This window comes from Ralstonia sp. SET104 (assembly GCF_003851545.1).
Lineage (GTDB): Bacteria > Pseudomonadota > Gammaproteobacteria > Burkholderiales > Burkholderiaceae > Ralstonia.
Window position 1 is genome coordinate 337,277 of the sequence record NZ_BHVX01000002.1, and the last position, 12,291, is coordinate 349,567.

Consider the following 12,291-nt stretch of genomic DNA (forward strand, 5'->3'; position numbering starts at 1 on the left):
CGACCATGCAACGCGTGCTGGTGAGTGCCTGCCTGCTGGGCCAGCCGGTGCGCTATGACGGCGGCACGGTCATCACCGAAGGCGGCATCCTGGCGCGCTGGCAGATGGAAGGGCGCATCGTGCCCGTGTGTCCCGAAATGGCCGGTGGTTTGCCGGTGCCGCGTCTGCCGGCGGAGATTCATGGCGACGGCGGTGGTGCGGCGGTGCTGCGCGGCGCAGCCCGTGTGGTCGAGCATCACGGCCATGACGTGACCGATGCATTTGTACGGGGCGCGCAACGCGCCCTGGAGGCGGCGCAGGAAGCTGGCGTACAAGTCGCCGTGCTTACCGAGCGCAGCCCGTCCTGCGGTTCTGCATTTCTCTATGACGGAACATTTTCCAGTCAACTGCAGCCCGGCGAAGGCGTGACTGCGGCGCTGCTGCGCCAGCACGGCATTCGCGTATTCAGCCAACACCAGTTGGAAGAGGCGGGGCGTCTGCTCGACGAACTGGACCGCGCCGGCTCAGTCCGCAAACCGTAGCGGCAAGGCGAGCTGCACGGGTTCGCCGTTCTCCTTTACCACGCTGTTGCGCTCGACAAAGAGCGGATGCTGCAGCGCTTCCTCCATGCGCAGCACGGGCGTGACACAGCAATCGGCATCGGCGAAACGTTCGGCCCATTCGGCTTGCGTGGCGGTGAGGAACAGCGCGGCGAGTTCATCGTGGACAGCGCGAGCATCATCACCGCCGACACGCTGACCGAGCGCCCAGTGCCTGTCTTTCCATTCGGGCTTGCCGAGCACATCGCACATCGACTGCCAGAACTTCAACTCCAGTGCGCCGACGGCCATGAAGCGCTCGTCCGCCGTGCGGTAGACCCCGTAGCACGGCACGCCGCCGTTGAGCAGATCGGTGCCGGCGGGGCTGGCCTTGCCGCGCGTGCCGACGGCAAAGAACGCCATCAGGTTGTGCGCGAATACCGAGTCGGTCATCGATACGTCGACGTAGCGGCCGCGGCCGGTGGCGCGCGCATCGACCAGCGCCGCGAGGATGCCGACCACCGCTGTCAACGCGCCACCAAGCAGGTCGCCGATCTGCACGTTCGGGACGATGGGCGTGCCGTCTGCGCTGGCGAGCTGGTCAAGCATGCCAGCGTAGCCGACGTAGTTGATGTCGTGGCCTGCTGCGTGTGCGAGCGGCCCATCCTGACCGTAACCGCTGATGGAGCACATCACCAGCGCCGGATTGGCCGCACGCAGCGTGTCCCAGCCGACACCAAGGCGTGCCATGACACCGGGGCGGAAGCTCTCGATCAGCACATCGGCGTGGCGTACGAGTTCGATCAGGGCTTCGCGGTCTTCCGCGAGTTTCAGGTCGAGCCGCACTTCGGTTTTGCCGCGATTGAGCGAGCGGAAGAACAGGCTCGGGCGTTCGGCGGCGCGGTCAGCGGACGAGCGCAGCATGTCACGGGCGTAATCGCCGGGGCCGGGGTCTTCGATCTTGATGACTTCTGCGCCGAGGTCAGCCAGGTGGCGCGTGGCGGCAGGGCCGGGCAGCAGGCGCGTGAGGTCGAGCACGCGCACGCCGGCCAGTGGCTGGTGCGTGGAGGTGGTGGCAGTGGCCGGCGACGGGGTTGTCATCAACAATGTCTCCATGGCCGGACGTGCCGGCGTTAGCTGATTTGTTCGAGTTGTTCGAGTTGTTCGTGCAGTTCGAGCCAGCGCTCTTCCAACTGGTCGAGTTCGGTGTTCAGTTCGGCCTGGCGGCGCAGGCTTTCCATCATGCGCGTCTTGTTGGCTTCCTCATACGCAGCGCCATCGGCCAGGAAGGCTTCGAGTTCGGCTTTTTCCTTCTGCAACGGCGCCATGCGCTTTTCGATCGCGTCGACATTCTTCTGCAGCGGCTTGCGCAGCGCGTTCAGGCGCTGGCGCTGCTCGGCTTCTTCGCGTTTCTGGTCACGGCGATTGACGATGGGTGCGCCGTCGGAGGATTCCGCCGTTGCCGGTGCGCTGGCGGCCGCGCGTTTTGCGGCGGCTTGCTTGAGCAGCCAGTCGCGGTAGTCGTCCAGGTCGCCATCGAACGGGGCGACGGTGCCTTGGCCGACCAGCAGAAACTGATCGGTCGTGGCGCGCAGCAGGTGCCGGTCGTGTGAGACGAGGATCAGCGTGCCGTCGAACTGGGCGAGCGCCATGGTCAGCGCTTCACGCGTGTCGAGATCCAGGTGGTTGGTCGGCTCGTCGAGCAGCAGCAGATTGGGGCGCTGCCAGACGATGAGCGCGAGCGCCAGGCGCGCCTTCTCACCACCGGAGAACGGGGCGATGGGCGAAGTCGCCATGTCACCGCGGAAGTTGAAGCTGCCGAGGAAGTCGCGCAACTCCTGCTCGCGCACGTCGGGCGCCAGGCGCGCCAGATGCAATAGCGGCGAGGCGTGGTCGTCCAGCGTTTCCAATTGGTGCTGGGCGAAGTAGCCGATCTGCAGGCCCTTGCCACGGCGGATCGTGCCGGAGAGCGGCGCCAGCGTTTCCGCCAGCGTTTTCACCAGCGTCGACTTGCCTTGGCCGTTGGCGCCCAACAGGCCGATACGTTGGCCGGTCTGGATCGAGAACGTCAGGTGCTTGAGGATGGTGATGGGTGCTGCGTCGCTCAACCCGCTCGGGCCCGGATAGCCGCAATCGACGCCTTCAAACGTGAGCATCGGGTTGGGCGCCGCATCGGGCTCGCGGAATTCGAACGAGAAGCCGGCTGCCGCATGCACAGGTGCGAGGCGCTCCATGCGCTCCAGCGCCTTGACGCGGCTCTGCGCCTGCTTGGCCTTGCTGGCCTTGGCCTTGAAGCGCGTGATGAACGATTCGAGATGCGCGATCTGCTTCTGCTGGCGCGCGTAAGACGCTTCCTGCAGCGCCATCTGCTGCAGGCGCTGCGTTTCAAACTGCGTGTAGTTGCCGCCGTAGCGCTTGAGCTTCTGGTGCTCGATATGCAGGGTGACGTTGCACACGCCGTCGAGGAATTCGCGGTCGTGCGAAATCATCACCAGCGTGCCGGCGTAGCGCGAGAGCCAGTCTTCCAGCCACACCACGGCATCCAGATCCAGGTGGTTGGTTGGCTCATCGAGCAGTAACAGGTCGGACGGGCACATCAGTGCCTGCGCCAGATTCAACCGCATGCGCCAGCCGCCGGAGAAGCTCGCCACCGGCTGCGCGGTCTGCGCCATCGTGAAACCGAGGCCGAGCAGCAGCGTCTGCGCGCGCGCCGGGGCGGTGTAGCCGTCGGCATCGGCAAACGCGGTGTGGGCTTCGGCCTGGGCGTGGCCGTCGTGCGCGGCTTCCGCATCGGCGAGGCGCTTTTCGATATCGCGCAGGCGGGTGTCGCCGTCGAGCGTGTAATCGAGCGCAGTGCGATCCACCGCGGGCGTTTCCTGCGCCACGTGGGCAATCTGCCAGGTGGGCGGGATGGCGACCTCGCCGCCGTCGGCGTGCAGCTCGCCGCGCAGCATTGAGAACAGCGTGGATTTGCCGCTGCCATTCACGCCGACAAGGCCGACGCGCTCGCCGGGGTTGAGCGTGGCGGTGGCGTGGTCGAACAGCACTTTGGTGCCGCGCTGGAGGACGAGGTCGTCGAATCGGATCACGAAAAACTGCGCTTTTGAACAATCGGAAGGGTGCGATTGTAGCCTGCTGCGCCGCACGATCCTGGCGCGCCCGGCGCGTTTGGATTGGTGCATTGCACCGGGACGAGGCGATGCCTGCGCACGAGCTGTGCAGCTCCTGGCGAACTAGGGAAAACCATAAGCTGTCGTGAAAGTTTTTTTCTTTACATGGCCGGTTTGTGAAAATACATTTACACGACCTTTTCACAGCCCACACAAATGGCGAAATCCACCAGCAAGCGTACGGACGTGGCAAAAGGCGCATTTGCCGCTGATGCGACGGTCTCCGAGCGCATTGGGGCGGCCCTTGCCACGCTCACGCCCGCACACCAGCGCATGGCCGAATACGTGCTGGCGAACCCGTTTCGCGCCGCCACCATGCGCATCGACGAGTTTGCCGACGCGGTGCACATGTCGATTGCCACGGCCAACCGCTTTGCGCTGGCGCTGGGCTTTGACGGCTATCCGCAGTTTCGCGCCGGGTTGCTGCGCGGTTTCGAGGCGACCCTCGCACCGGTCGAGAAGCTGCGCCACGAGCTGGCGCGCCCAGCCACCAGCGCGGAAATCTTTGCCGCATCACTCAATGAAGATATTGCCAACCTGGATGCAACGCGCCGCATGCTCGACGCCGCAGCCTGCGAGCGCGCGGTAGATGCCATCCTGGGCGCACAGCGCATCTATGTGATGGGCTTTGGCGCCAGCGGCTATCTGGCGGGCCTGCTGCGGCATGGGCTGGACTTGTACTGCGATACGGTGATTTCTGTTTCGCAGCCCGGCGGCGCATCGGATGCCGCGCGCCAACTGCGCAAGATCGGCCCGAAGGATCTGCTGATCGCCATCGCATTCCCGCGCTATGCGGCCGACACGATGACGCTGGCCAAACAGGCCGGCAAGCAAGGCTGCCAACTGCTGGCACTGACCGACGGCCCGACGTCACCGCTTGCGCCGCTGGCCGACATTGCGCTGTATGCGCGCCCGGAGCGGCAGTTTTCAGCCACGTCCGACACGGCTGCCGTGGCGCTGTTCGAGGCGCTGTGTGGTGCGGTGGCACATCGCTCTGCGCACTCGCTGGAATCGGCCGAGCGGCTGACTGAATTCGTGCTGCCGTGGCTGCATACCAGCCAGGCGCCGCGCGCCAACGACGCTGCTAGCGCAGCAGAGACGACCAAGACCACCCGACGCGGCCGCAAGCGCACCGCTGAAAACTGATTGACATTGAGTCACGCATGACCACGCCCATCCTAGCCATCCACGGCGGCGCCGGCACCATCACCCGCGCGGCCATGAGCGCCGACAAGGAAGCCGCTTATCAGCAGGCACTCAACGACATCCTGGCAGCGGGCCAGCGCATGCTCGTTGAAGGCGGCAGCGCGCTCGACGCCGTGACCGAAGCCGTGCGCCTGCTCGAAGATTGCCCGCTGTTCAACGCCGGCAAGGGCTCGGTACTCACCAGCGCCGGCACGTATGAACTCGATGCATCGATCATGGACGGCGCCACGCTGGCCGCAGGCGCTGTGACGTGCGTCAAGCGCCTGCGCAACCCGATCCTGGCCGCCCGTGCCGTGATGGAGCACAGCGAACACGTGCTGTTCACCTCCGAAGGCGCCGAGGCTTTCGCACAGGCGCAGGGGCTGGAATTTGTCGAGCCCGACTATTACTACACCGAAGCGCGCTACGCGCAGTGGCAGCGTGCCCGCCAGCAAGACGGCATGGCGCTGCTTGATCACGACGCGGCGTCACTCGTGGCCAAGGAAGTCGCGCCCATTGACCCGGACACCAAGTTTGGCACCGTGGGCGCCGTGGCGTGCGACATGCAAGGGCATTTGGCGGCGGCCACCTCAACGGGTGGTGTTACCAACAAGAAAGTCGGCCGCGTGGGTGATACGCCCATCGTGGGCGCCGGCTGCTTTGCCAACAATGTGGCTGCCGTGTCGTGCACCGGTACGGGCGAGATGTTCATCCGTGCGGTGGCCGCGTACGACGTGGCTGCGCAGATGGAATACGCCGGCAAGTCGCTGGCCGATGCGAGCGACGACGTGGTCATGCGCAAGCTGATGGCTATCCACGGCCGTGGCGGGCTGATCGCCGTGGATGCGCAGGGCAACGTTGCGCTGCCGTTCAACACCGAAGGGATGTACCGCGGGTTCGCACGTGGGGCACAAGCGCCCGTTGTGTCGATCTACCGGTAAGCAGCAAAGCAGGGATAGCAGGAGATTTGTCGTGACAGCAACCAAGCAACGCAGTGCCAACAGCAGCGCCATCGCGATGCCCGATCAGCGCATCGTGCAGGTGCAAGACCTGAGCGTGCGCTTTGCCACGTCCGAACGCGTGGTCGACGCGGTGCGCAACCTGTCGTTCCATGTGGACCGCGGCGAGACGCTGGCCGTGGTGGGCGAATCGGGCTCGGGCAAGTCCGTCACCTCGCTCGCGCTGATGCGTCTGGTGGAGCACGGCGGCGGCAAGATCGTTGGCGGCCAGATGCACCTGCGCCGCCGCAACGGCGAAGTGCTGGACCTGGCGAACGCGAGTTCGGCTGCCATGCGCGGCTTGCGCGGCGCTGACATTGCGATGATCTTCCAGGAGCCGATGACCTCGCTCAACCCGGTGTTCACCGTGGGCGAGCAGATTGCCGAATCGATCCGGCTGCACCAGGGCAAGTCGGCCAGCGCGGCCAAGGCCGAGGCGCTGCGCATGCTGGAGTTGGTGCGCATTCCTGAAGCGCGCCGCGTCCTGGAGCGCTATCCGCACCAACTGTCGGGCGGCATGCGCCAGCGCGTGATGATTGCGATGGCGCTGTCGTGCCGGCCGTCACTGCTGATTGCGGATGAGCCCACCACCGCGCTGGACGTGACCATCCAGGCGGAAATCCTGCAACTGATCCGTGCGCTGCAGCAGGAGTTGCACATGGCCGTGGTGTTCATCACGCACGACATGGGCGTGGTGGCGGAAGTGGCCGACCGCGTGCTCGTCATGTACAAGGGCGACCGCGTAGAAGAAGGCCCGTCGGCCACCGTGTTTGCACAGCCGGCGCATCCGTACACGCGTGCGCTGCTGTCCGCTGTGCCGCGGCTGGGGTCGATGCAGGGCACAGATGGCCCTGCGCGCTTCCCGCTGGTGCGCGTGGATGGCACCGATGTGCCGGTCGACACCACGCCGCAAGCCGCCGCCTCGCATGAAGTGCAACCCATTCTGCGCGTGCGCGATCTTGTCACGCGCTTTGATGTGCCCACGGGCATCTTCGGCCGCGTTACACGCCGGGTGCATGCGGTGGAGCAGGTCAGCTTCGATCTCTACCCTGGTGAGACGCTGGCGCTGGTCGGCGAATCGGGCTGCGGCAAGTCGACCACGGGGCGGTCGCTCTTGCGTCTGGTAGACAGCCAGAGCGGCAGCATCGAATTTGCCGGTCAGAACATCGGCGCGTTGAAGGGCCCGGCGCTCCAGACGCTGCGCCGGAATATTCAGTTCATCTTCCAAGACCCATTCGCCTCGCTGGACCCGCGCGTGCCGGTCGGCTACTCCATCATGGAGCCGCTGCTCGTGCACAAAGTGGCCAGCGGTAAAGAAGCGCAGCAACGTGTGGAATGGCTGCTCGACAAGGTGGGCCTGCAAGCCGCGCATGCGTCGCGCTATCCGCATGAGTTCTCGGGCGGGCAACGCCAGCGCATCTGCATTGCGCGCGCGCTGGCGCTGAACCCGAAGGTGGTGATTGCCGATGAGTCGGTCTCCGCACTGGATGTGTCGATCCAGGCGCAGATCGTCAACCTGATGCTCGATCTGCAGAAGGAGTTTGGTGTTGCCTTTCTGTTCATCTCGCACGACATGGCGGTGGTGGAACGCATCAGCCACCGCGTGGCGGTGATGTACCTGGGCCAGATCGTCGAGATCGGCCCGCGCCGCGCGATCTTCGAGAACCCGCAGCACCCGTACACCAAGAAGCTGATGTCGGCGGTGCCGATTGCGGACCCGGCGCGCCGTCATCTCAAGCGCGAGCTTTCCACGCACGAAATCCCCAGCCCGATCCGTGCCATTGGCGATATGCCGGTGGTGCAGCCGTTGGTCCAAGTGGCACCAGACCACTTTGTTGCCCGCCATTCCATTGGCGGCGCGTACTGAACGTAGTGAAGTCAAAAACTTCTTTGAGGAGGAAGGACATGTTCAATCGATTCACTTTCGCCCCGCGCGCAGCGATGGTTGCCAGCGGCCTGGCCCTGGCGGCGTTCACCATGCCGGCCTTTGCCGCCAAGGATGCCGTGATGGCGGTCTACTCGACCTTCACCACGATGGACCCGTACGACGCCAACGACACGCTGTCGTTCAGCGCCGCCAAGTCGTTCTATCAGGGCCTGTTCGGCTTTGACAAGGACATGAAGCTGGTCAATGTGCTGTGCGACAGCTACGAAGTCAGCAAGGATGGCCTGGTCTACACGTTCAAGCTGCACAAGGGCGTGAAGTTCCACGACGGCACCACGTTTGACGCCAACGCCGTCAAGGCCAATCTGGACCGCGTGACGGACCCGGCCAACAAGCTCAAGCGCTTCGTGCTGTTCAACCGCGTGGCCAAGACTGAAGTGGTTGACCCGTACACCGCACGCGTGACGCTCAAAGAGCCGTTCTCGCCGTTCATCAACGTGCTGGCGCACCCGTCGGCGGCCATGATCTCGCCCACGGCGCTGAAGAAGTACGGCAAAGACATCGCCTTCCACCCGGTCGGCACAGGCCCGTTCGAGTTTGTCGAATGGAAGCAGACCGACTACCTGAAGGGCAAGAAATTCGACGGCTACTGGAAGCACGGCCTCCCGAAGATCGACACCATCACCTGGAAGCCGGTGGTGGACAACAACACGCGCGCCACCGTCATGCAGACGGGCGAAGCGGATTTCGCTTTCACGATTCCGTTCGAACAGGCCGCCGTGCTCAAGAGCAGCCCGAAGGTTGACCTGATTGCCGCGCCGTCGATCATCCAGCGCTACGTCAGCTTCAACACGCATGTGAAGCCGTTCGACAACCCGAAGGTGCGTCAGGCCATCAACTACGCCATCAACAAAGATGCGCTGACCAAGGTGGCGTTTGCCGGCTACGCCGTGCCGGCTGAAGGCGTGGTGCCGCCGGGCGTGGATTATGCCGTCAAGCTGGGCCCGTGGCCGTACAACCCGGCCAAGGCGCGCGAGCTGCTCAAGGAAGCGGGCTACCCGAACGGTTTTGAGACGCAACTGTGGTCGGCCTATAACCACACGACGGCGCAGAAGATCGTCCAGTTCGTGCAGCAGCAACTGGCGCAAGTCGGCATCAAGACCTCGGTGCTGGCACTGGAAGCCGGCCAACGTGTCGAGCGCGTGGAAAGCGTGCCGAAGCCGGAAGATGCCGGCGTGCGCATGTACTACGCAGGCTGGTCGTCGTCGACGGGGGAATCGGATTGGGCGCTGCGTCCGCTGCTGGCCTCCGAAGCCATGCCGCCCAAGTCATTCAACACCGCGTATTACAAGAACGACCAGGTGGATACCGACATTGCCGGCGCCCTGCGTACGACGGATCGCGCGGAAAAGTCCAAGCTCTACACCGATGCACAGAAACGCATCTGGGAAGACGCTCCGTGGGCCTTCCTGGTGACGGAAAAGATCGTCTACGCGCGCTCCAAGCGTCTGTCGGGCGCCTACGTGGCACCGGACGGATCGTTCAGCTTTGACGACATCGACATCAAGCAATAAGCCCTGACGTAACACTCAGTTGTACCGGCCCGCGTGTAATGTGCGCGGGCCATTGAATTGCCGCCTGCGGTGGATTTGCCATGCTGAACTACTTCATTAAACGTGTGCTGGGCGTGATCCCGACACTGCTCATCGTGGCAGTGCTGGTGTTCCTGTTTGTGCACCTGCTGCCGGGTGATCCGGCGCGACTGGCTGCGGGCCCCGAAGCGGACCCGGCCACTGTCGAGCTGGTCCGCTCTGACCTCGGGCTCGACAAGCCGATGCACGAGCAGTTCGTGCGCTTCTTTGCCAACGCTGCACGCGGTGAGTTCGGCAACTCGATCCGCACCAAGCGCCCGGTAAGCGAAGAGATTGGCGAGCGCTTCTGGCCCACGCTCAACCTGACGATTGCCAGCATGGTGTGGGCAGTCATCTTTGGCATGGCCATCGGCATCGTCTCGGCCGTGTGGCGCAACAAATGGCCGGACCGCCTGGGCATGACGCTGGCCGTGTCCGGCATCTCGTTCCCGGCTTTCGCGCTGGGCATGCTGCTGATGGAAGTGTTCTCGGTACAGCTCGGCTGGCTGCCGTCTATCGGGGCCGATAGCTGGAAGCACTACATCCTGCCTTCGCTCACGCTGGGCGCTGCGGTGGCCGCCGTAATGGCGCGCTTCACCCGCGCATCGTTTGTGGAAGTGCTGCAGGAAGATTTCGTGCGCACCGCCCGTGCCAAGGGCGTGCGTGAGACGGTGGTGGTCATCAAGCACTGCCTGCGCAACGCGATGATCCCGGTGGTGACCATGATGGGCCTGCAGTTCGGTTTTTTGCTGGGCGGCTCGATCGTGGTGGAAAAGGTGTTCAACTGGCCGGGCCTCGGGCGCCTGCTGGTGGACGCGGTGGAGATGCGCGACTACCCGGTCATCCAGGCCGAGGTGCTGCTGTTCTCGCTCGAGTTCATCCTGATCAACCTGGTGGTGGACATGCTGTACACCGTGATCAACCCGACCATCCGCTACAAGAAGTAAGGAGACGGCCATGACACAGACAACCAGTCCGGCCGCGGGTGTGCCAAAAACGCCGCACGTTACTACCGAGCCCGTCCGCACCCCGTGGAGCGAGTTCTGGCGCAAGTTCCGCAGGCAGCATCTGGCGATGGGCGCCGGTGTGTTTGTCATCGCGCTGGTGGTGATCGCCATCCTCGCGCCACACATCGTGCCGTTCGATGCGGAAAACTATTTCGATTACGACGCGCTCAACGCAGGCCCGTCGGCGCAGCACTGGTTTGGCGTCGATTCGCTTGGCCGCGACATCTTCAGCCGCATCGTGATGGGCACGCGCATCTCGCTGGAAGCGGGTTTCGTGTCGGTCATCATCGGCGCCATTGTGGGCACCGTTCTTGGCCTGCTGGCCGGCTACTACGAAGGTTGGTGGGACCGCATCGTCATGCGCATCTCCGACGTGCTGTTCGCCTTCCCCGGCATTCTGCTGGCGATCGGCATTGTGGCCATCCTGGGCAACGGCATGATCAACGTGATCTTTGCCGTGGCGGTGTTCAGCATCCCTGCGTTTGCGCGGCTGGTGCGTGGCAATACGCTCATGCTCAAGCACCTGACCTATGTGGAGGCCGCCCGCAGCATCGGCGCATCGGACTGGACGATCATCATGCGGCACATCCTGCCCGGCACGATCTCGTCCATCGTCGTGTATTTCTCCATGCGGATCGGCACGTCGATCATCACCGCCGCAAGCCTCTCGTTCCTGGGCCTGGGCGCGCAACCGCCTACACCGGAATGGGGTGCGATGCTCAACGAAGCGCGCGCCGACATGGTGACGGCACCGCACGTGGCGATTTTCCCGAGCCTGGCCATCTTCCTGACCGTGCTGGCGTTCAACCTGCTCGGCGACGGCCTGCGCGACGCGCTGGACCCGAAGATCGACCGCCGCTGAGTTATTCGTATGTCTCTGAGCCTTCCGCACATTGGCGCACTGCCAGCGGGCACACGCAACAGCATCACCGACGTTGCCGGCGTGACCATCGGCCACGCCACGCTTGCCGGCGGCAGCATCCAGACCGGCGTGACGGTGTTGCGCCCGCATGGCGGCGATCCGTTTCTTGACAAGGTGCCGGCCGCGAGCGTCGTGCTTAACGGCTTCGGCAAGAGCGTCGGCCTCGTGCAGGTGGAAGAACTGGGCGTGCTGGAAACGCCGATTGCGCTGACCAACACGTTTGCCGTGGGCGCCGTGGCGCAGGCGCAGATTCGCCAGGCCGTGGCCGCCAACCCGCAGATCGGCCGCGCGTGGTCCACCGTCAATCCGCTCGTCTTTGAATGCAATGACGGCTACCTGAACGACCTGCAAGCCTTTGCCGTGCAGGACGTGCATTACGACGCCGCCCACGCAGCGGCGGGCGAGACGTTCGGGCAGGGCGCTGTTGGCGCGGGCCGAGGGATGTCGTCGTTCGGCGTGAAGGGTGGTATCGGTTCCGCTTCGCGCATTGTGGCGCTGGCCGACGGCACGCAACGCGCGGTCGGTGCGCTGGTGCTCTCCAACTTTGGTGTGACAGAAAATCTGACGCTGGCCGGACGCCACATCGGCCCCGCGTTGGCGAAGGCGCTGGCAACCGGCGCGCCTGAGCCGGAGAAGGGCTCGATCATCATGCTGCTGGCCACCGACGCACCGCTCGACGCGCGCCAGTTGCGTCGCCTCGCCGTGCGCGCGGGTGCGGGCCTGGCGCGCACTGGCTCGGTCTTTGGCCATGGCAGCGGCGATATCGCACTGGCGTTCTCGACGGCCTACACCGTGCCGCACCAAGGCACGCGCGCCATGCCGGCCATCGCCATGACGCACGAATCGCACCTTGATCCGCTATTCCAGGCCGCCGCCGACAGCGTGGAGCAGGCCATCGTGCACGCGCTGTTCCACGCAGAAGCTGTAACCGGCCGCGACGGCAACACGCGCCGCGCCCTGACGGACTTACTCTGA

The 12,291-nt window shown here is 64.7% G+C and carries 10 protein-coding genes; 8 read left to right on the forward strand and 2 right to left on the reverse strand.

Features of this window, described 5'->3' with window-relative positions; all coding sequences use genetic code 11:
• Positions 1-5 precede the first annotated feature (5 nt).
• Entirely contained in the window at positions 6-521 is a 516-nt protein-coding gene (locus PSUB009319_RS04200) for a DUF523 domain-containing protein (protein WP_124380993.1), read from the forward strand.
• On the opposite strand, the gene PSUB009319_RS04205 is transcribed toward PSUB009319_RS04200, so the two are convergent.
• Both PSUB009319_RS04205 and PSUB009319_RS04210 read right to left on the reverse strand, forming a co-directional pair.
• Entirely contained in the window at positions 504-1,619 is a 1,116-nt protein-coding gene (locus tag PSUB009319_RS04205) for a CaiB/BaiF CoA-transferase family protein (protein ID WP_124380994.1), read from the reverse strand. The two genes, PSUB009319_RS04200 and PSUB009319_RS04205, sit on opposite strands and share 18 nt — an antisense overlap.
• Before the next feature lie 32 nt (positions 1,620-1,651).
• Positions 1,652-3,607, reverse strand: coding sequence for an ATP-binding cassette domain-containing protein (locus PSUB009319_RS04210; RefSeq protein ID WP_185453410.1), 1,956 nt, complete (start codon positions 3,605-3,607; stop codon positions 1,652-1,654).
• A gap of 237 nt (positions 3,608-3,844) precedes the next feature.
• Here PSUB009319_RS04210 and PSUB009319_RS04215 point away from each other — a divergent pair, with 237 nt between their 5' ends.
• The 7 genes from PSUB009319_RS04215 to PSUB009319_RS04245 all read left to right on the forward strand — a co-directional run bounded on the left by PSUB009319_RS04215 (position 3,845) and on the right by PSUB009319_RS04245 (position 12,291).
• Entirely contained in the window at positions 3,845-4,834 is a 990-nt protein-coding gene (locus PSUB009319_RS04215; RefSeq protein WP_124380995.1) for a MurR/RpiR family transcriptional regulator, read from the forward strand.
• Positions 4,835-4,851: 17 nt separating this feature from the next.
• Entirely contained in the window at positions 4,852-5,814 is a 963-nt protein-coding gene (locus tag PSUB009319_RS04220; RefSeq protein ID WP_124380996.1) for an isoaspartyl peptidase/L-asparaginase family protein, read from the forward strand.
• 76 nt (positions 5,815-5,890) lie between these two features.
• Positions 5,891-7,738, forward strand: a complete 1,848-nt coding sequence (locus tag PSUB009319_RS04225; protein ID WP_374704181.1) for a dipeptide ABC transporter ATP-binding protein — start codon at positions 5,891-5,893, stop codon at positions 7,736-7,738.
• A 38-nt stretch (positions 7,739-7,776) separates the two neighbouring features.
• Positions 7,777-9,330, forward strand: a complete 1,554-nt coding sequence (gene gsiB / locus PSUB009319_RS04230) for a glutathione ABC transporter substrate-binding protein GsiB (protein WP_124380998.1) — start codon at positions 7,777-7,779, stop codon at positions 9,328-9,330.
• Positions 9,331-9,410: 80 nt separating this feature from the next.
• Positions 9,411-10,334, forward strand: coding sequence for a glutathione ABC transporter permease GsiC (gsiC, locus tag PSUB009319_RS04235; RefSeq protein WP_124380999.1), 924 nt, complete (start codon positions 9,411-9,413; stop codon positions 10,332-10,334).
• A 10-nt stretch (positions 10,335-10,344) separates the two neighbouring features.
• The gene (gsiD, locus tag PSUB009319_RS04240; protein ID WP_124381000.1) at positions 10,345-11,256 is read left to right on the forward strand and encodes a glutathione ABC transporter permease GsiD; all 912 of its coding nucleotides are present in this window, start codon (positions 10,345-10,347) and stop codon (positions 11,254-11,256) included.
• A gap of 9 nt (positions 11,257-11,265) precedes the next feature.
• Positions 11,266-12,291 (forward strand): P1 family peptidase, encoded by a 1,026-nt coding sequence (locus tag PSUB009319_RS04245; RefSeq protein WP_124381001.1) that lies wholly within the window; start codon positions 11,266-11,268, stop codon positions 12,289-12,291.